19 protein-coding genes are annotated in these 19,782 nt (G+C 59.3%); 5 read left to right on the top strand and 14 right to left on the bottom strand.

The genetic code is table 11. The annotated features are described in order from the left end of the window. Positions 1-116: 116 nt before the first annotated feature. Entirely contained in the window at positions 117-770 is a 654-nt protein-coding gene (locus WDZ78_RS10815; protein WP_425673274.1) for a ribonuclease HII, read from the top strand. A 98-nt stretch (positions 771-868) separates the two neighbouring features. Here the strand turns inward: WDZ78_RS10815 and WDZ78_RS10810 are convergent, their stop codons facing one another. The 13 genes from WDZ78_RS10810 to WDZ78_RS10750 all read right to left on the bottom strand — a co-directional run bounded on the left by WDZ78_RS10810 (position 869) and on the right by WDZ78_RS10750 (position 14,959). Further along, positions 869-2,590 (bottom strand): hypothetical protein, encoded by a 1,722-nt coding sequence (locus tag WDZ78_RS10810; protein WP_425673012.1) that lies wholly within the window; start codon positions 2,588-2,590, stop codon positions 869-871. A gap of 345 nt (positions 2,591-2,935) precedes the next feature. Further along, positions 2,936-3,421, bottom strand: coding sequence for a F0F1 ATP synthase subunit B (locus WDZ78_RS10805; protein WP_425673011.1), 486 nt, complete (start codon positions 3,419-3,421; stop codon positions 2,936-2,938). A 1-nt stretch (position 3,422) separates the two neighbouring features. Further along, positions 3,423-4,064, bottom strand: a complete 642-nt coding sequence (locus WDZ78_RS10800) for a F0F1 ATP synthase subunit B (RefSeq protein ID WP_020010561.1) — start codon at positions 4,062-4,064, stop codon at positions 3,423-3,425. Between the two features lie 80 nt (positions 4,065-4,144). Then, positions 4,145-4,372: a F0F1 ATP synthase subunit C gene (locus WDZ78_RS10795; protein ID WP_003494147.1), complete on the bottom strand. Its 228-nt coding sequence runs from the start codon at positions 4,370-4,372 to the stop codon at positions 4,145-4,147. 72 nt (positions 4,373-4,444) lie between these two features. Further along, positions 4,445-5,194 (bottom strand): F0F1 ATP synthase subunit A, encoded by a 750-nt coding sequence (locus tag WDZ78_RS10790; RefSeq protein WP_003503121.1) that lies wholly within the window; start codon positions 5,192-5,194, stop codon positions 4,445-4,447. 60 nt (positions 5,195-5,254) lie between these two features. Then, positions 5,255-5,620, bottom strand: a complete 366-nt coding sequence (locus tag WDZ78_RS10785) for an AtpZ/AtpI family protein (protein ID WP_020010559.1) — start codon at positions 5,618-5,620, stop codon at positions 5,255-5,257. A 270-nt stretch (positions 5,621-5,890) separates the two neighbouring features. Next, positions 5,891-7,054: a cell wall hydrolase gene (locus WDZ78_RS10780; RefSeq protein ID WP_425673010.1), complete on the bottom strand. Its 1,164-nt coding sequence runs from the start codon at positions 7,052-7,054 to the stop codon at positions 5,891-5,893. 280 nt (positions 7,055-7,334) lie between these two features. Next, a complete protein-coding gene (locus tag WDZ78_RS10775; protein WP_425673009.1) occupies positions 7,335-9,254 on the bottom strand; it encodes a potassium transporter Kup in 1,920 nt (639 codons plus the stop codon). Positions 9,255-9,269: 15 nt separating this feature from the next. After that, the gene (locus WDZ78_RS10770) at positions 9,270-10,247 is read right to left on the bottom strand and encodes a magnesium transporter CorA family protein (RefSeq protein ID WP_425673008.1); all 978 of its coding nucleotides are present in this window, start codon (positions 10,245-10,247) and stop codon (positions 9,270-9,272) included. 336 nt (positions 10,248-10,583) lie between these two features. After that, entirely contained in the window at positions 10,584-11,714 is a 1,131-nt protein-coding gene (locus WDZ78_RS10765; protein WP_425673007.1) for an Mrp/NBP35 family ATP-binding protein, read from the bottom strand. A gap of 120 nt (positions 11,715-11,834) precedes the next feature. After that, positions 11,835-13,058 carry a CmpA/NrtA family ABC transporter substrate-binding protein gene (locus WDZ78_RS10760; RefSeq protein ID WP_026363685.1) on the bottom strand — a complete coding sequence of 408 codons (1,224 nt, stop codon included), beginning with the start codon at positions 13,056-13,058 and terminating at the stop codon, positions 11,835-11,837. 78 nt (positions 13,059-13,136) lie between these two features. Next, a complete protein-coding gene (locus tag WDZ78_RS10755) occupies positions 13,137-13,877 on the bottom strand; it encodes a helix-turn-helix transcriptional regulator (protein ID WP_020010554.1) in 741 nt (246 codons plus the stop codon). 212 nt (positions 13,878-14,089) lie between these two features. After that, complete coding sequence (locus WDZ78_RS10750; RefSeq protein ID WP_425673006.1) at positions 14,090-14,959, bottom strand: IclR family transcriptional regulator; 870 nt, start codon at positions 14,957-14,959, stop codon at positions 14,090-14,092. A 72-nt stretch (positions 14,960-15,031) separates the two neighbouring features. On the opposite strand from WDZ78_RS10750, the gene WDZ78_RS10745 reads away from it, so the two are divergent. Genes WDZ78_RS10745 through WDZ78_RS10730 form a run of 4 tightly spaced genes read left to right on the top strand, consistent with a single transcriptional unit; the run spans position 15,032 to position 18,264 of the window. Next, positions 15,032-15,814, top strand: coding sequence for an SDR family NAD(P)-dependent oxidoreductase (locus WDZ78_RS10745; RefSeq protein WP_425673272.1), 783 nt, complete (start codon positions 15,032-15,034; stop codon positions 15,812-15,814). After that, positions 15,814-16,728 (top strand): 2-dehydro-3-deoxygalactonokinase, encoded by a 915-nt coding sequence (locus WDZ78_RS10740; RefSeq protein WP_425673005.1) that lies wholly within the window; start codon positions 15,814-15,816, stop codon positions 16,726-16,728. The genes WDZ78_RS10745 and WDZ78_RS10740 overlap by 1 nt, the downstream gene beginning before the upstream one ends. Before the next feature lie 14 nt (positions 16,729-16,742). Next, complete coding sequence (locus tag WDZ78_RS10735; RefSeq protein ID WP_425673004.1) at positions 16,743-17,372, top strand: 2-dehydro-3-deoxy-6-phosphogalactonate aldolase; 630 nt, start codon at positions 16,743-16,745, stop codon at positions 17,370-17,372. A 4-nt stretch (positions 17,373-17,376) separates the two neighbouring features. Beyond that, positions 17,377-18,264: an SMP-30/gluconolactonase/LRE family protein gene (locus tag WDZ78_RS10730; RefSeq protein ID WP_425673003.1), complete on the top strand. Its 888-nt coding sequence runs from the start codon at positions 17,377-17,379 to the stop codon at positions 18,262-18,264. A 105-nt stretch (positions 18,265-18,369) separates the two neighbouring features. Here the strand turns inward: WDZ78_RS10730 and WDZ78_RS10725 are convergent, their stop codons facing one another. Further along, positions 18,370-19,722, bottom strand: coding sequence for a putative bifunctional diguanylate cyclase/phosphodiesterase (locus WDZ78_RS10725; protein WP_003503140.1), 1,353 nt, complete (start codon positions 19,720-19,722; stop codon positions 18,370-18,372). Between the last annotated feature and the right edge of the window lie 60 nt (positions 19,723-19,782).

Below are 19,782 nucleotides of genomic sequence, written 5' to 3'. Positions count from 1 at the left end.
TCATGATGACCTTCGGGGCACGGTGAGCCACGCCCCTTGACTCCGGCTCACCATGCCTGTCATCGCCCGCTTCCGGGGGCTTGCAGGAGATCGGGTGTGTGTGCCAGTTTCGCCGCATGAAACGCACGGCCACACCCGATTCTCCTGCCCTTTTTGATCTTGCCGAAACCGGCCCTGACTTCTCCTTCGAGCTGGAAGCGAAAAAGAAGGGCCTCTGGCCCGTCGCCGGCACGGATGAGGCAGGCCGGGGACCTTTGGCCGGCCCCGTGGTTGCGGCAGCCGTCATTCTTGATCCGGACAATATTCCCAAGGGGATGGACGATTCCAAGAAGCTGACCAAGCAGAAGCGGGAAAGCCTGTTCATACAGATCATGGAAACCTCGATCGTATCCGTCGCCTCTTCAGGTCCCGGCCTGATCGACAGCATGAATATCCTGCGCGCCAGCCTCGACGCCATGCGCCGCGCCGTTCTCGGCCTCGAAATTTCCCCCGCCCTCGTGCTGGCCGACGGCCGCGACCGGCCGCCGGGTATTACCTGCGAATCCAAGGCCGTCATCAAGGGCGATTCCCGCTCCCTCTCCATCGCCGCCGCCTCGATCATCGCCAAGGTAACCCGTGACCGGATGATGGAGCGCGCGGGTGTGGTGCATGCCTCCTATGGCTTCGAAGGCCATGCCGGTTACGGCACACCCGCCCACCTGCGCGCCATCGAAAGCCACGGCCCCTGCCCGCTGCACCGGATGAGCTTTCGGCCGCTGAAGCGGGACTGATTGCGGCGGAGTAATGGAGGTCAAGCCCTCACTTCCGTTATTGAGCCGCTGTCCGACGCTCGGGTTTTGGGCGTCGAGGAGGAACTAGCCGACCTCAACTACCACTTCAGACCCATTGTCTTCGTCTGGCTTACACCTCTGCTCGACGGAGACGTCTGGGTTGTCGAATTTCGGTTCGGATATGAAACCAGTGTTTCTGATGGTACTTTCTGCAGTCTAATAAATCTCTTTCCCGCTAACAAGTCTTCGATCCGCTGTCGTAGGTCATCGTCAGTTTCAAATTCCTTCAGCCGATTTAAGGCAACGAAGGCCTCTTGGGGCCAGTCCTTTTGATCCCAACCGGATAGAGCGCGAATTGACATGTTGCGGTTTCTTACTACCGGGCTTTGCAGACCCGCAGAAATAAAGGCCCAGCCCTTTCCAGGAAATTTTCCAAGATCCTGTAAAATGAAGTCTAAAGCGGCATGCGCTAAGTATCCGGGGCCGAGGCCCATTTCTGCGCTAGGGCCTGTCGCGATTTTATCGAGTGGAATGCACTTCAAGCCAAGCTCGAGGACTTGATCAATGCGATCTACATCGGAGTTGCGCATCAAATCCCACCAATATTCCTCGCCCGCTTCCGTGCGAGCATAGAAGTAAGGCCATGGATCGATGCCAAATTTCTGGCATACCCTGCTTGCATTCCAAAAAAGTTGCCTGTCCCCGACTTCCAGAGCGCTCGATATCGCTGGCTTCCAGTGCTCTTTGCCGAGTAGGTCGGAGAGACTTGCGGATATGCGATCTACCGCGTCAGCAGACCAGTCGTGCTGCAATTTCCCTTCACCGGACTGATGCTCATCGAGCCAATCTCGAAGCCGGGAAAGGAAAGAATAGTGCGAAATGGAATCAAATCTGCCTTTTCCATGCTCCAACAGTGCACCAACGACCGCGCAACCGTGTTCGTAATGAGATAATCCTTCAGCCGGTCCGCCATCGCCGAGTATCAGGGTATCGACGATTTCGCAGGCTGAATTGAGCAGTTCATCATCTATTCGATCCGCCTGGAGCGCAATGTGGAGGTCACCGGCCCTGGCGCAAATACAGGCCAGATATTCATACATCACTTCGTTTCTATAGCCTTCACGAATTAGCCAGTCCTTGATTTCCGGGTCCGTTGTGTTGGCAAGCCGCTCAACCGCGTGAATTCTTCCCCATCCTTCAACGGCCTTGGCCAACTTCCAAAGCATTCTTTCGCCGTAGCCATCGTTACCAGAGATTGCGACTGCAGCATAAAGCGTGAACTCGTCATGCCGACCAAGCGTCAGGAAAATCAACGCGTCATCGCTTCCCCGTAACAGGCCCAGCAATGCCATTGAGAACTTCACTGGCTCTCTGTGAGCGGCGCGTGTCGTGAACCAATGCGCGATCTCGTACAGCCGGCCAGCGTCCAAAGCCTTTTCAAGCCGAATTCTCTCGATAAGTGGATCGATGACGCCGAGGGCTGAGCCGTCCTTGATCAGTAAATACAAGGCTCTTATGTTGCTTTCTGACGCATTTTCAGTAGCTCGCTTCAAGGCCGCATATAGTTCTGAGACAATCTGCTCTTCCGGTTTGGAAGCACCATGATGGCTCATCACTCCGTCCATGGCACCCGGTGCGAATGAAATTTTATTCGGATTGCTGGCGGGCTCATCGGGAAGCCGATAACCCTCTTCCGACAAGCCTGTCGGCCTTGCCGGATCAATATGTGTAGCGATATGGGCATAGATAGACGCAGCGCTTCCCCAAGGAGGGTTCTGCTTGTTAGGAGGCCAAACCTTTTTCTTAAAGAAGCTAAACATGAGAACCTCTATGCAATTTCAGATTTTAATCTGCTTACTTAGATAATAACCGACCTATTCCAATTTTTGCCGCTTTTTCAAGCGGATTGCTAGACTCCGCCAGTTCGCTTCCCTCCTATCGGAGGTCTTTCAAGCAGAAGGACTGCGTTGGGAGCATGGAAATATTAGGTCAGTGACTGAATGAGGGCGCAAAGCGGAGGCGCAACTGGATATACGCGTATTGGGAATGCAAAAGGGGCCACCAATGATTGCCCAGGCGACGCATCGCGATGCCTATCTCTAAAGCCCAAAACAAAAAACCCCTCGCGGCGGGCCGGAGGGGTTTTGAACAGTCAGATGATGAACTTAGTTCAGCTTCGACTTCACGTCGCTGATGGTGGCCGTGAAAAGCTTGGCTTTTGCGGCGACCGTGGTTTTTTCGGCAATGAGCTTCTCGGAAGCGGCAATGGCGATGTCGACGGCGGCGGCGCGGACGGCGCCGATGGCGTCTTCTTCGGCCTGCTTGATCTTCTGTTCCGAAAGAGCCGTACGGCGGGCGACGAATTCTTCCGTCTTCTGCTTGGCTTCTTCGGTGAGCGCTGCGGCTTCACGCTCGGCGGCGGCAACGATGCCGGCGGCTTCGGCTTCGGCTTCCTTGCGCTTGCGCTGATATTCGGCCAGCAGGTGCTGGGCCTCTTCGCGCAGACGCTTGGCTTCGGCCAGCTCGTCCTGAATGTTCTGCGCGCGCTCGTCCAGAGACTTGGAGAGCATGCCCGGAACCTTGAGATAGGCGATCAGGACGAAGAAGAGAACAAGACCGACGAGCGCGAAAAATGATGCATCAAACGCCATATCAGGCTCCCTTCACAGTCGAAGCGGCTGCAATGGCGGCCTTGACGTCGGTATCCTTGACCTTGGCGCCGACCAGCTGGTCAACGATCGCGGTCGCGGTTTCCTCGGCAATGGCGCCGACATCGGCGAAAGCCTGTTCCTTGATACCGGCAATGCGCTTTTCGGCGGCGGCAAGCTTTTCAGCAAGTCCGGCCTCGATGGCGGCGCGGTCGGCATCGGCCTTCGTTTTAGCGGCGTCACGTGCCGCGGCGCCGATAGAGCTTGCCTTGGCGCGGGCTGCCGCGAGTTCTTTTTCATAGGTTTCGACGGCAGCGTCAGCTTCGCTTTTCAGGCGTGCCGCTTCATCGAGATCCTGTGCGATGCGTCCATGACGGTTTTCGAGAATGCCGCCGACGCGCGGAACGATGACCTTCTGCATGAGCAGGTAGAAAAGGCCGAACGTAATCGCCAGCCAGAGAACCTGCGATGCATAAGTAGACTGGTCGAACGGCGGGAATACGCCGGAAGCGCCGTGTTCAGCGCCGTGCGCCACACCGGTTTCCGTGTGCGTGGCTTCCGGTTGCGGCTGGCCGACAGCCGGAGTTTCCGTATGCGTTTCACCTACGGTCGGTGCTGACTGGGCATAAGCCTCGGTCACGAACATGCTCACCTCCAGGGGGACTGCAAATGCGAAGGATCACGGCACGCTATGTCGCGGGCCGTGATCCAGACCTGATGCTGATATTAAACAGCGAACAGGAGAAGGAGAGCAACGAGCAGCGAGAAGATGCCCAGAGCTTCCGTAACGGCGAAGCCGAATACCAGACGGCCGAACTGGCTGTCGGCAGCAGAGGGGTTGCGCAGTGCGCCGGACAGGTAATCACCGAAGATACGGCCGAGTGCGAGGGACGTACCAGCCATGCCGAGGCATGCGAGACCTGCGCCGATGTACTTTGCTGCTTCCGCTTCCATGTGAGACTCCTTGAGATATTGGTTGTTGCGGCTGTTTTTGACGCCCGTTGCCGGGGCCAGCGACTTTACTTCTCAGTGACCACCATGCACGGCGTCGTTCAGGTACATGCAAGTCAGTACCGCGAAGACGTAAGCCTGCAGGAAGGCAACGAGAAATTCGAGAGCGGTCATGGCGACCGTCATGATGAGCGGCAGAACTGCGCCACCGATGCCGAGCGCGCCAAGCGCACCCATGGAGGCAACGAAGCCTGCGAAAACCTTGAGCGTGATGTGGCCGGCCAGCATGTTCGCGAAAAGACGAACGGAAAGGCTGATCGGGCGCGACAGGAACGAAATCATTTCAATTGACGCGACAAGCGGCAAAAGCGCCTTCGGCACGCCCGAGGGGGCGAAAATGCCGAAGAAGTGCAGGCCGTGCTTGTAGAAACCGTAAACGATGACCGTGCCGATGACGAGGCAGGCAAGCGCGAAGGTGACGATGATCTGGCTGGTGACCGTGAAGAAATACGGGAACATGCCAAGAAGGTTCGCCGTCAGCACGAACATGAACAGCGAGAACACGAATGGGAAGAACACCATGCCCTTCTTGCCGGCGCCTTCGCGCAGCATGGAGGCGATGAACTCGTAGGACATTTCAGCAACGGACTGCATGCGGGTCGGGATCAGACCGCGGTTCGACGTTGCGAAATAAAGGAAACCGGAAGCGGCAGCCACGGTCGCGACCATGAAGAGCGACGCATTGGTGAAGGAAAAATCGACGCCGCCAATTTCGATCGGAATGATCGGCTGCACCAAGAACTGATGGGTCGGATCGTTTGCCACCGGCTGCCCTCTTTACCTGTCGCCGCCTGTCGCGGCATCTCAACTGCAAGAAAAAACAGCTTAAACGCCGTCTTTTCCACCCTCGTCCTGTCTGTCCGCCTTTTCCAGCAGCGGCGGCTTGGCCACCGCGCCGGTCGAGCGCAACACATTCAATACGCCTGCGCAGAAACCGAGAAGAAGAAGAACGATCATCCCCCACGGCGTCGTGCCGGCAAAATAGTCCAGAAGATAACCCAGCATAGCGCCGACCACGATGGCCGAAATGAACTCCGATGAGAGCTTCACCGCCATCGCAAAACCTTTCCGGTTTTCCGCGGCGTTGGTCTCCGCCCTCACTTCCGCCTCATCCTCCGCCTTCACCTTTGCCAGTTCTTCGGCAAGGCGCTTGCGACGCTCGTCCAGACTATCGTCACGGTTGCCAGTCATCTTAAAATCCCACCCATTTTCTCCGTTCCAGCCATGCCAGAACCCTTTGGAGTTGTAAACGGTGACGGATTAAGCCTGTTCCAGCCCGCTCTGAAGTCGCGCGCAACATAGTTTTAGGGGCTTCTCTAGTCAAGGCACTGCGAGCGGTTGTTTTGGCACAAATTAATCATGCAAAAACAATAGCTTGACATCAAATCGCGGTTTAGCGGCGATGTTTCCCCAGGGAATCGGCATTTTTGACACGCAAAATGCGACAAATTGGCGGTGGTATCAGCTCCAGCCGCCACCATAGGTACGGTAAAAGACGTGCAGGCCGATCCTGCCGACCTTCTTCATGGACTTGCCCCAGGCGGGGCGCACATAAACGGCGTGATAATGGGTGGCGGAGCCCACTTCGTTCAACCAGATTTTGCCGGCGGTGGTGGCCATGGCCACCTCACGCGCCATCTTCCAGTGGCGTTCGGAATTCACCCGGTCCTTGATATTGTCGCAGGCGAAAGAAAACTGGCAGCGGTTGCGCCAGTCCTTGTTCTGATAAACGACGCCGCAGATGGTTTTCGGATAAGCGGGGTTGCGCACGCGGTTGAGGATGACCTGCGCCACCGCCGCCTGTCCCTTCACCGATTCTCCGCGCGCCTCGAAATAGATGCCGGATGCCAGGCATTGCTGTTCGGCTGCGGAAAACACGGCGGCCGGCAGCGGGGTGGCTGCCCAGGCGTGATCGCCCTGGCCGATCTGCGGCACGAAACGACCGGCCTCGGGCTTTTTGAGGATGGCGTCGAAGGGCGACTCGCGAGCAAAATCCGGTTCGGCCGGCGCATAAGCCGTGGCAAGAATATCCGGCGTCCTGTTGGTGATGAGTTCGGCAAGCATCGGCGAGACGCTTTTGTCCGCCTTCTTTTCTTCCCGACGGAAATAGAAGGAGGCGAGTTCCACGTCCTTGCCGCGCTTCGGCTTGACGAAAGCCGTGCGGTCCTTGCGTTTCAGCGGCTCGATATCCAGCATGCTGGTGCGCTGCAGGACGGAACCGGCGGTGAAGGCCTTGGGCGGCTGCATGATTTCGGTTGCGACGATGCGGCCCTTCTTGGCGGCGCGGTTCACGCGCTCGCTGTCCGGCGTCGTTGCCTCGCCCTTCTTGTTGGTGACAAAGGCGACCTTGCTGCCATTGGGCAGGGTCATGCCGCCGCCATGCAATGCGGCCTCCCCGGCGGCATCATCGAAAGTCAGCGAGGCATTATGAAAGGAGCCTGCCGGAGATGCCGTCAGCACCATGCGCCATTGCTCCCCGCCTTTGTCCAGCCCGGCCAGAAGCGAGGCCAGATCCGCACGGGCGGCGAGGGATGGAAAAACGAGCCAGGCGGCAAGGCCGAAGACGACGGGCGATGTCCATTTTGACGCCCACCCCTGAAGGGAGACGGGGGACCGACGACGCATTACTCTTTTCGAACGCAAAACCAGCACTCCGAACACCGACAACCATATTTGCTACAGGTGTTCGAGAATCTCTTATTAACCTTGATGCTTGGTTAACGCCGCACACGGACGCGCTTTCACGTTAATGTGTGAACATATTCTAATGCGCGTCGCGTTGCTTCAGATTCCATAATACCGCGCACAGCTTCATGCACGGCATCCCCACCGCGTCATTCCGGCCTTGAGCCGGAATGACGCAAGGAAGGAGCGTCTCAGATTGCCGAGAGGCGTGCTCCCGTCATCAGACGACGACGTGCGAGCCCAGTTCCACCACACGGTTGGCCGGAAGGCGGAAATAATCGGACGGATCGGCGGCCGTTTCGGCAAGCGCTATGAACAGGCGGTTCTGCCAGCCCGGCATCCCCGATTTCGGATCCGGCACCAACTTGCGGCGGCCGAGATAAAACGAGGTGGACATGATATCGAACTTGTAACCCGTACGGCGCAGATAGCCGAGCGCCTGGGTGACGTTCTGGGTTTCCATGAAGCCGAAATGCAGTTCGACCACGGCGAAACGATCACTCAGTTTCGTCAGCGTGTAACGATCCTCGGGGTGAACGCGCGGCTGGTCCTCGGTGCGGATCGTCAGGATGACATTCTTGTCGTGCAGGACGTGGTTATGCTTGAGATTGTGCAGCAATGCCGCCGGCGCGGCTTCCGGATCGCCGGTCAGGAAAATCGCGGTGCCGGGCACACGCACCGGCGCATGGGCGCTTTCCTTTTCCACCGAAGCAACGAAAGCTTTCAGCGGCACATCGCCGCGGCGGGTCTTGGCGAAGAGGATTTTCGAGCCGCGCTGCCAGGTGGTCATGATGATGGTGAAGGCGATGGCCAGCAGCACCGGCACATAACCGCCATCGTGAATCTTCAGCAGGTTCGCGCCGAGGAAAATCAGTTCCAGCGTCAAGAGCGGGGCCAGCACCGCAACCGCGAGCCAGACCGACCATTGCCAGCGCTTGCGCACGAATTCGAAGAACATCAGGCTGGTGACGACCATCGCGCCGGTGACGGAAATACCGTAGGCGGTGGCCAGCGCATCCGAACTCTTGAAGGTGAGCACCAGCGCGACGACGCCGAACAGCAGGATGGTGTTGACGGCGGGCAGGTAGATCTGCCCGGTATTGGTTTCCGAGGTGAAGAGGATTTCCATGCGCGGCAGGTAGCCGAGATGGATCGCCTGGCGCACCAGCGAAAACGCGCCTGTTATGACCGCCTGGCTGGCGATGATGGTGGCGGCGGTCGCCAGAATGACGGCCGGCAGGATCGCCCATTGCGGGAACATCAGATAGAACGGATTGGACATCGCCGCCGGGTCTTTCAGCACCAGCGCGCCCTGCCCCAGATAATTCAGCGTCAATGCCGGGAAAACCAGACAGAACCACGCCCACTGGATGGGGCGGCGGCCGAAATGGCCGAGATCGGCGTAAAGCGCTTCCGCTCCTGTTATCGTCAGGAAGACCGCGCCGAGCACGACAATGCCGTAGAAGCCTTCATTCGCCAGAAACTCGACGGCATGCCACGGGTTGAAGGCAAAGAGAATGCTGAAATCATCGGCGATGTGAACGAGGCCTGCAAGACCCATGACGATGAACCAGACCGCGGTGATCGGCCCGAAGAACTTCGCCACCGTTCCCGTGCCGTGGGACTGGATGGCGAAAAGGCCAATGAGAATGCCGACGGAAATCGGAATGATGAACTCGTCCATCTCCGGCGTGACGAGTTTCAGGCCTTCCACTGCCGAAAGAACCGATAGTGCGGGGGTGATCATGGCATCGCCGAGGAACAGCGCCGCACCGATGAGACCGAGCACGATGAGAACGCTGCGGTGGGTGCCCGCCGTCTTCATCAGCAGCGCCAGCAGCGAAAGCGTGCCGCCTTCGCCGTCATTGTCGGCGCGCAGCAGCAGCGTGATGTATTTGAAGGTGACGATGATCGTCAAAGACCAGATCATCAGCGATGTCAGGCCGATGACTTCTTCCTGCGTCACCCCGTCATAGGCGATGGGCCGCAGGGCTTCGCGAAAGGCGTAAAGCGGGCTGGTGCCGATATCGCCATAGACGACGCCAATCGAACCAAGGATCGCGGCGTAAAGCCCCTTGTTCTTGTGCTCGTCATCGGCATCCGGTTTCTCGGCAACGTCCTTGTCAGCGATCTGGGACATGATGATCCTGGCTCCTCAGAGCCAGCCCTTCCAACGAAAAAAGAGAAACGGGATGATTGCGGACATCAGCATGATAACAAGCGCCAGGGGATAACCGAACGTCCAGTTCAACTCGGGCATGAGTTGAAAGTTCATTCCGTAAACCGAGGCTACCAGCGTGGGCGGCAAAAACACCACCGAGGCAATCGAAAATATCTTGATGATGCCGTTCTGCTCGATGTTGATGATGCCGAGCGAGGCGTCAAGCAGGAAGGTCAGATTGCCGGAAACGAAGGAGGCATGTTCGTTCAGCGATTGAATATCGCGCCCGATCGACTTTCCCTGTTCCCTCGCTCCCTTGTCCTCGCGAGCCTGATCGCTGGTGGAGAGGAAGGTCTGCAGACGCGCCAGCGATGCGAGGCTGACGCGGACCTTCGAGATCAGCCGGTGATAGGCGGCGATATTGGTCAGGCGGTCTTCGAGATAGCGCGGCGCCTTGCGTTTGGAACGAGCCTGGCTGCCGAGAATGTCGGCGGCGAGATTGTCGATGCCGGCGACCGAGTTTTCAAGAATTTCCGCCGTGCGGTCGACGATTGTTTCGAGCAGTTTCAAAAGCAGCGCCGTGCCGCTGCGCATTTCGTGCGGCGCGCGGGTAATGGCGGCAATGAAAAGGTGGAACGATTTCGGCTCGGCATAACGGATTGTCACCAGACGTTTGCCAACCAGAACGAAGGCGACATCGGTGAGGCGCGGATCATCCGAATCCGCCTTCCACACCAGAGATGCGGTCATGAAGACATTGGCGTCTTCCATATAGAGACGACTGGAAGGCTCGATATCCTTCAGGTCTTCGCGCGTCGGCAGTTCCACGCCCAGCAGCTTTTCCACATGCTGCTCTTCCGCCCTGTCCGGATTGACGAGATCGACCCAGACGATGTCGTCGGGAATCGGTCCGGAGCCGTCGACTGCCGACAGGCTGATCGCCTCGCAATTGGCGCGATAGGCTTTTATCAATCCGCTTCTCCGCTCCACATCGCAGGCTTGCCGCAATGCTGCTTAACATATCCTGTTTGCGGTCGGCAAACCTTTGGACGACACTTCAGGGAGCGCCGGACCAGGCGGGATTTCACAATCTCGCCAGCCCGATGGACCAAGAGCCAAACGGCGCAGGCGTATGCGCCCAAAGCGAGATGCAATCAAGCAATATTTTTTCGCGACAGCATTGCAGGCGAAGCATCTCTGGAGTTCAAATCCTGACATGCTGCCCGATACTTCCGGTTAATCTTCTGTTTTCAAATGATTATTCAAAGCGGGCAGATGCCTGCCCGCTTTGCGCCTGTAATTGACGCATTATTCGAAAACGATCCTCGGCGCCGCTTTTTGCTCGCTCGCACCAATGCGCGCCCAGACTTTTTGCGCGATATCGCGGTAGATCGCAGCCTGCGGGCCATCAGGCTCGGCGGCGACAACAGGCGTTCCGGCATCCGACATTTCGCGGATGGAGATCGTGAGCGGCACTTCGCCGAGGAAAGGCACGCCGATCCGTTCCGCTTCCGCCTTCGCGCCGCCATGGCCGAAAATATCGTAGCGCGCACCGGTATCGGGCGCGATGAAATAGCTCATATTCTCGATGACGCCGAGCAGCGGCACCTCCACCTTGCGGAACATGGTGATGCCCTTGCGCGCATCGATTAGCGCCAGATCCTGCGGCGTGGAGACGATGACCGCGCCGGCGAGCGGCACCTGCTGGGCGATGGTGAGCTGCGCATCGCCCGTGCCGGGCGGCATGTCCAGCACCAGCACATCCAGTTCGCCCCAGGCGACTTCGCGCAGCATCTGCATCAATGCCGACTGCACCATCGGCCCGCGCCAGATCATCGCCGCTTCCTCATCCACCAGAAAGCCCATGGACATGACCTTCAGGCCATAATTTTCCATGGGCAGGATGATGCGGTCTTCCTGCTGCTGCGGACGGCCGGAAATTTTCAGCAATCGCGGCAGCGAAGGGCCGTAAATATCGGCATCGAGCATGCCCACCTTGAGGCCGAGCGACTGGAGACCGAGCGCCAGATTGACCGCGGTCGTGGACTTGCCCACCCCGCCCTTGCCCGAGGCCACGGCGATGATGGCCCGCACGCCCGGTACGCCCACCTTTGACGAGCCGGGCTGTGTGGCCGGCCGGCCGGGTGCGGCAGCGGGGCGCGCCGGCGCCGGTTGCTGCTGGCCGGGCTTGCGATCGGCCGTCAGCGCGACGACGGCGCCGACGATGCCCTCAACGCTTTTGGCCGCCTGTTCCGCGGAAAGCCGCAGCGGCTCCATCTCCGCAGCCTTGTCGGCCGGTACGGTGATCGAGAAATAGGCCTTCGCATCGGCGATGAAGATTTCCGAGACCATGCCGAGTGCGATGATGCTCTTACCGCTGCCGGGATAGATCACCGCTTCCAGCGCCTTTTCCACCTGGCTCTTGCTGACCTCTGCCATATTCCTGCTCCGCTACATCGTCCGACCGGGGTATTGCGTGCCATCCATAGACAAGCCGGAGCGCTTCGCCAATGCCAAAGCGCGCCAGTCAGGCATTCGCGACGATTTAACGCTGCCGTTTCAGATTTCGTCGTCCATCGCCAGCGTTTCAGGATCGAAAACATGGCCGTCGAAAAAACAGTCGGGCCCGAGCACCAGACCCGTGCGCGACGCGCCGACATGAACAGGCTCGCGCAACGTGCCTTCGAGTTTCAGATTGGCACCCGGCACCGGCACGAAAAGCGGCTTCATGGCCTTGCGGAAAATGTCCGGCCGGTAGGCGTTGCGGGCGGCCTCCACCACGGCGGCATCGAGCCGGTAATCGGCGGAAACCTCGCCCCAGCGCAACATCTGGCTGAAGAACCACAGGGCCTGGCTCTGCCAAGGGAAATTGGCGGCCTTGGCGCTCGTCACGAAAAACTCCTGAAAGCGCTGCATGTCCCGCTGCGAGGTGGAAATATAGCCCGTCAGCGCCGGCAGCAGGAATTCGCCGTTCTCATCCAGATATTGAGGCGCGGCGAGGATGCCGGCCAGTTCTTCTATGTTGGCGGCGTTGGCGCACCATTCGCCGGCGCGATAAAGCGCCCGCAGCAGCCCTTCCAGAAGGGCGGCGTTTTCCTCTGCCCAGCGCGTCTTCACGGCCAGTATCTTTTCCGGCGCATTGTGCCAGATCAGCGCGCCCGTGGTGACGATACGGCCGGCGCCGCCCAGCACCACGGCGCTGCCCGCCGGTTCGGCGGTACAGAGCGCATCGACCTTGCCGCTTTCCAGCAGCGATGGCATCGCCTTCGGCAGGGCTTCGACGATTTCCATGTCCCGGCCGAGCAGCACGCCGCAGCTTCCGAGCAGATAACGCAGGGCGTAAAATGGCGTGGAGACAATATCCTCGACCGCAAAGACCGGCGGGGTTCCACCTGCCGCCCGGCGTGCGGCGCAGACACGGGCCATGGCCCGCCCAAAAGCCGCCGGATCCGGCAGCTTCAGTCCTTCGCGATAAAGTTCGTCGTAAAATCCGTGTGAAACGGTCGTTGCCGATCCGCCAAGGGAGAGTGTGAAAACGCCGACAATATCGGCCGGCAGGTCATCCAGGCCAACAGCGGAACCAACGGGAACCGGAGCAGGCAGATGCGCGACATGAACGCCATCCTCGCCAAGCGCCGCAAGCACGGCGCGCGCGGACTGTTTTCGGAAAAGTTCGAGTTCTATGCCCTCATCGGCAGCAAAGCCTTTTTCGGCAGCGGCTATCAGCACGGCGCAGTCGATAGTCGGAGAAAATCCCGCTTTTACCCTATGCCGTTCCGGCAAACGATTTCTCCTTTCCGGTGATTCGAAAGGAGGATCGCCCAGGAAGCGCTTTATCACAATGATAAAATTACGGTTTCGCTATTTTATCAGGCCAACCCGCAGCGCTTTGGCGACAGCCTGGGTGCGGTTGACCGTGTCGAGTTTTTTCGTCGCGCGGTTCAGGTAATGATTGATGGTATGTTCCGACAGCATCATGATTTCCGCAATTTCAGCGCTGGTCTTGCCGGCGGCGGTCCAGTTCAGACAGTCGATCTCCCGCTCGCTCAAAGTTTCGGGAACCCTGAGATCGAGGCGTCGTATTTCAGATAGCCGGGCAAAGACATGGCTGGAAATGTAGAAGAGCTCGGCAAGCCGGCTGGCGGGCAGAGCTGCCTTGTTGCCTGAAAACGAGACCGCGCCGCGTCGCATGGTGATGTCGTGAACGGGAAACCATACCGAATTGATCATCTCGAAACGTTCGAAAAGGTTGATCACGGTTTTCTTGGCGGTTTCTCCCTCGCCTCTGGCCAGAAAATCCATCGAGACGGAAAAGGGGACGGTCGATTTTTTTAACTGCGCCATCACCAGGCTGGTCTGCAGCATGCCCTCTTCATCGTAGCGCTGCAAAAGCTCGGCCGGCCAGCTGGTGATGACAGTATATTGCGACAGTTCGCTCGCCACTTCCGAGGACAGGTCGAGCACCATGAAAGCCCTGAATTCCCAGGCCTCCGTCAGCCGCTTCAGAAACCGGAATATATCGAATTGCGTGTTGAGATCGGCGATCTCGCGAACGCAATCAACACCAATCGACTGAACGGCGGCCGTCTCTGTTTTCTGCATCAAAGCTGTTCTTCGAGAATGAGAAAATGCCGCCGCAAAGGCCCGCCTTTGCCCGGAAATTGTTGCGGATGTTACTCACCAAAATGATTCATGCAAACAAAAGTTGAAAACTTAATTCAGAATAGTCGAAAATAATATCAAATGCATCTGTATGGACGTGTCCCCGCGCTTCCATCAGGGAAAATCCCCCTATCTGCGCCCCCGTGTTTTCCTCAACCATCCGCAACCGGGGATAATCTGCAGGCAAGATCATCGGAAATTCTATCGGCAGTCTCGCGCACCAGAGGGGCCCATTTGCGAAGCTGTTCCACATCCACACGATAGGCCGGACCGGTGACGGAGATCGCCGCGCGAAAATTGCGCCCGGGCGCCCGGACCGGTGCGGCAACGCAATGAATCCCGATCTCGTGCTCCTGAAGGTCGAAACCGTAGCCATTGTCGCGAATGGTCGCCACGTCAGCCATCAGCGCGTCCGTCGTCGTGATCGTGTTTTCCGTGAAGCGATGAAAATCGAGTTCCGCAGTCAGCGCCGCCAGTTCATCACCGGCGAGCAGCGACAGCGCCGCCTTGCCCACCCCCGTGCAATAGACCGGTGAGGTTTTGCCGACCTGCGAATGCATGCGCAATGTGTGCTGCCCCTCCATCTTGTCGAGATAGGTCACCTGCCTGCCGTTCAACACGGCGAGATGTACGGATTCCTGCGTCATTTCCTGCAACGCTGCCAGATGTGGGGCCGCGATGCTGCGCAGGTCGTTGCCGCTCCAGGCTTTCGCGGCCAGTTGCAGCAGCCTCAGCCCCACGGCATAGGTCTGATCGGCAGCGTGATCGACAAGGCCTTCGGCGACGAGATGGGCGAGCTGGCGGTGAACCGTGCCGCGCGGCTGGCCGCAGGCTTCGACCACATCGGTAAAGCGCATCGGCTTGTCGGCAAAGGCGATCAGTTCCAGCAGCGAGACAGCCTTGCCAAGCGTGCCCGTCTCAACTCCGGCTTTCCGTTGCGGCATCGGAACCGTTTCAGGCTTTTGCCCATTGGGTTTTTTATTGTCGGGCATGGCAACATCCACCGTCATCTGCCTTGACATAAGCGTGACGCCAAGAGAATAATTCCATTTAGTAAAATCTAGTTCCAAATAATGGAACAATCAAGCCTTTCAATGGACGAGATGACGCCAATGACGCAAGCCCAATTTCCGGACCTAAAGGATGCGGGCGTGCTTGTAACCGGCGGCGGTTCCGGCATAGGGGCATCGCTGGTGGAAGCCTTCGCGATGCAGGGAGCGAAGGTTTCGTTCATCGACATTGCCGAAGAGCCTAGCTTGGCGCTCGTAAAGCGGCTTGCGACAACGGCGCAGCATCCGGTCCACTTCTTCAAAACCGACCTTCGCGATATCGCGGCGATCGGAAAGACGGTGGAGGCGGCGTCCTTGGCCACCGGCGGCATCAGGGTGCTGGTCAACAACGCCGCCTGGGACGATCGTCATGATATAGAAACGGTGACCGAAGCCTATTGGGACGCCAATCAGGCGGTCAATCTCAAGCAGATGTTCTTCACCGTTCAGGCCGCACTTCCCCATCTCCGGCAGGCGAAGGACGCGTCCATCGTCAATTTTTCGTCCATCTCGTTTCTGCTCAACATGGGCGAGCTGCCGTCCTATGCGGCGGCCAAGGCCGGTATCATCGGGCTGACAAAAAGCCTCGCCGGCCGGCTGGGGCCGGAAAACATCCGCGTCAACACGCTGCTGCCCGGCATGATCGTGACGGAGCGGCAGAAGGAGCTATGGCTGACGGATGAGAGCATTAGCGCCACCACGGCGCGGCAATGCCTGAAACGCACGCTCGTCGCCGCCGATCTGGCGGGTCCGTGCCTGTTTCTCGCATCATCGGCATCAAGCGCCATCACGGCGCAATCCATAATCGTAGACGGAGGCCTTCTATAATGTCTGAACCCGCTTTCATCGCCGTCGACTGGGGTACGACCAGTTTCCGGCTCTGGCTCATGAGCCGATCGGGCGCGGTGCTGGCGGAGCGCCGAAGCGCGGAAGGCATGACCACCGCCATGCGGACCGGTTTTGCCGACGTATTGCAATCGCATCTGGACGCCATCGGCGCGCCGGAAGATTTGCCGGTTCTCGTCTGCGGCATGGCGGGCGCGCGGCAAGGCTGGGTCGAAGCGGGTTATATCGACGTGCCGGCATCGCTTTCGGCGGTTCTCGATGGCGCGGTTCGCGTGCCGGGCCAGGTGCGGGATGTGCGCATTCTGCCGGGGCTGGCGCAGCGGGATAAAAACGCGCCCGACGTGATGCGCGGCGAGGAAACGCAATTGCTCGGCGCTCTCGCTTCTTCGGACGCCGGTGAAAAACTCGTCTGCATGCCCGGCACCCATTCCAAATGGGTGACCGTCAAGGACGGCGGCGTGACGGGCTTTGCCACTTTCATGACCGGTGAACTCTTCGAAGTCGTCTCGAAGCAGACGATACTTTCCCATGCGGTGGCCGAGGCCGAAGCCTTCACCGGCGCACATGACGCTTTCACGGCGGCGGTGCGCGATATTTACGCCCATCCCGCGCTTGCGACCAATCGCCTTTTCACCCTGCGCTCCGGGCAATTGCTGCACGGGCTTACCGCCACCGACGCCAAGGCCAAGCTCTCCGGCATCATGATCGGGCTGGAAATCGCGGGTGCGCATTCGACGGCACGGCGGGAGACGCCCGTGGTGCTGATCGGCTCCGGTGCGCTCGGCGCGCTTTATGAGGGCGCCTTCGCAGCCCTCGAGATTCAATATACGGTCATCGACGCCGACGAGGCCGTGCGGCGCGGATTGCTCGCCGCTGCAAATGCCATCTGGCCATAGGATAAAGAGACATCATGCGTATTCCCTTCCCTTCAATCAAATATCCGCTGATCGCCATCCTGCGCGGTCTGAAGCCCGAGGAAACCGAAGGCGTCGTCGGCGCGCTGATCGAAACCGGCTTCCGCGCCATTGAGATCCCGCTCAATTCGCCCGATCCGTTCCGCTCAATCGAGATCGCCGCCAAGATGGCGCCCGCCGATTGCCTGATCGGCGCGGGCACAGTTCTCAGCGTGGAAGACGTCGCCTCGCTGGATGCGGCCGGCGGCAAGCTGATGGTGAGCCCCAATGCCGATGCCGATGTGATCGTCGCCGCCCGCGTCAAGGGCATGGTGACGATGCCGGGTGTTCTGACCCCCACCGAAGCGCTGGTGGCCGCGAAGGCCGGGGCGACCGGGCTTAAATTTTTCCCCGCCAGCATCATCGGCCCCGCGGGCATCAATGCCATCAGGACGATCCTGCCGAAGGATCTGGTCATTGCCGCCGTCGGCGGCGTCTCGGACAGGAATTTCGCCGAATATACCTCGGCCGGCATTACCGCTTTCGGTCTCGGAACCAGCCTTTACAAGCCGGGCATGACGGCGGCGGAGGTGCGCGAACGCGCCATTGTCACACTTTCAGCCTATGACGCAGCCATCGGAGGATAAGAGCTTGGCGACTGTTTTTCCCTTTGCCGGACGTGTTCTGGACGAGACGCCGATGCTGCTCGGCGAAGGCCCGACCTTCGACCCTGCGACCGGCACCGCCTGGTGGTTCAATATTCTCGAGCGGGAACTGCACGAGCTGCATCTCGCCTCCGGCCGCAAGACCGTGCACGCCCTGCCCTTCATGGGCAGCGCGCTCGCCAAGGTCAGCGACAGCAGGCAGCTGATCGCCTCCGATGACGGACTTTTCCTGCGTGATACGGCCACCGGCGTGCTGACCCTGCATGCGGAGCTGGAAAAGGACCTGCCCGGCAACCGCTCCAATGACGGGCGCATGCACCCGTCCGGCGCGCTGTGGATCGGCACCATGGGCCGCAAGGCGGAAATCGGCGCGGGCAGCATCTACCATGTTTCCAAAGGCATCGTGACGAAGCTGTTTGCCGAGATCAGCATTCCGAATTCGATCTGCTTCTCGCCCGATGGCGCGACGGGATACTACGTCGATACCAAGGTGAACAAACTGATGCGGGTGCCGCTTGACGCCGGGACCGGCCTGCCCTCCGGCAAGGCGGAAGTCTTCATCGATTCCACTGGGGTCAAAGGCGGCGTGGACGGATCCGTCTGCGATGCCGAAGGGCATATCTGGAACGCCCGCTGGGGCGAGGGTGCGGTGGATCGTTACGATACGGACGGCAACCACATCGCCCGATATGAAGTACCCGGCAAACAGACGACCTGCCCGGCCTTCATCGGCCCCGACGCATCGCGCCTTCTCGTCACCTCGGCGCGCGAACATCTTGATGAAGACGCCCTTGCCGCCAATCCGCAGCATGGGTTGACGTTCGAGCTTGGGGTTGAGGTCAAGGGCCGGTTCGAGCCGCTTTACAGGCTCTGAGACGCGGCACACACCGCACTCTCCTCATTCCTGCGCTTGTCACAGGAATGAGGGAAGGTGGAGATTGCGTCCGCCGCCTTGCAGCCGCGGCCAGACCGCTCTGTCTCAGGAAATATCCGACAATATCTCGCGGTAATTCTCGTGCAGATATCGCTGGGTCGCCGCGGCATCGGCGGGGCGGCCGTAGAAGTACCCCTGCCCCATGGCGCAGCCGAGCGCACGCAGCTTTTCCTCTTCCGCCCGTTCTTCTATTCCCTCGGCCACGACTTCAAGATCGAGCCCTTCGCACATGGCGACGATGGCCTTGATGATATGTTCGGAAGGGCGGTCGCTGCTGATGCGCGACACGAAGGCGCGGTCGATCTTCACCTTGTCGAAGGTGAAATCCCGCAGGCGGCCGAGGCTGGACTGGCCGGTTCCGAAATCGTCAAGCGAAATGCGAACGCCGGCGCTCTGCAACTCGCTGATGATGCGCTGCGCGGTATCGGCAGACGTCATGACGGCCGTTTCGGTGATTTCAAGCTCCAGCCGATGCGGATCGAGGCCGACACGCGAGAGGATGGACAGAATATTGTCCGCCGTGCTGGGGTCCATCAATTGCGCGGAAGAGAGATTGAAGGACAGAAAGAGTTCACGCGGCCAGAACAGGGCCGCTTCCGCCGCCTTTCTAAGCAGCGCTTCCGACAGCGCATCGATGAAACCGCGCTCTTCGGCGAGCGGCACAAAAACGGCGGGCGATACGAAACCGAGGTCCGGATCGTTCCAGCGAGCCAGCGCCTCGAAACCGATGACCTTCGCCTCTTCCAGCCTGACGATGGGCTGGAAATGCACATCGATGGCATCTGTAATGATGGCGTTTCTGAGCGCCTGTTCCAGCTGCGTGGCGCGCTTCATCTCCTGCGCGATCTCGCGCGAATAAACCGTGATCTGGCCGCGGCCACGTCTCTTGGACCGGTAGAGCGCCGTCTCGGCGCTTTTCAGCAAATCCTCGAATTCATCGCCGGCGAAGGGATAGATGGCGAAACCGAAGGAGGAAGAAAGCCGGACGTTGCGGTCGCCGAGATCATAAGGGGCGGAAAGCACGTCCTTGATCATGTTACCGATGCGCTCCGCTCCGGTGCGCTCGAACACCAGCGGCAGCACGAAGGCGAATTCGTCACCGTCATGACGCGTCACGACCGCGCCATCGGGAATGCAGGCCTTCAGCCGGTGCGCGACCTGGCAGAGGATTTCATCGCCCGCCTGCACGCCGAAAAGATCGTTGATGGGTTTGAAGCCGTCTATATTGGCAATGCCGACCGTGAAGGGAGCGGGATCGCTGGAGCGCTCGCTGGCAAGCATGCGAATCTTGTCCCGCAGACGGTAGCGGTTGCCGAGCCCCGTCAGCGGGTCGCTGTAGGCCATCGCCTGCAACTCGTTCTGGCTGACCTGCAACGATTGCGGCTCTGCCCGTTTCATTCCTGCATCTCGTGAATCCTGTGTCGACCGCGCTCACAATGCAGGGCAAGTATTAAAAAA

Source organism: Agrobacterium sp. M50-1 (assembly GCF_049843495.1).
Classification (GTDB): domain Bacteria; phylum Pseudomonadota; class Alphaproteobacteria; order Rhizobiales; family Rhizobiaceae; genus Agrobacterium; species Agrobacterium radiobacter.
The sequence above is the reverse complement of the archived record's forward strand: the minus strand, read 5'-3'. Positions and strand labels throughout refer to the sequence as shown.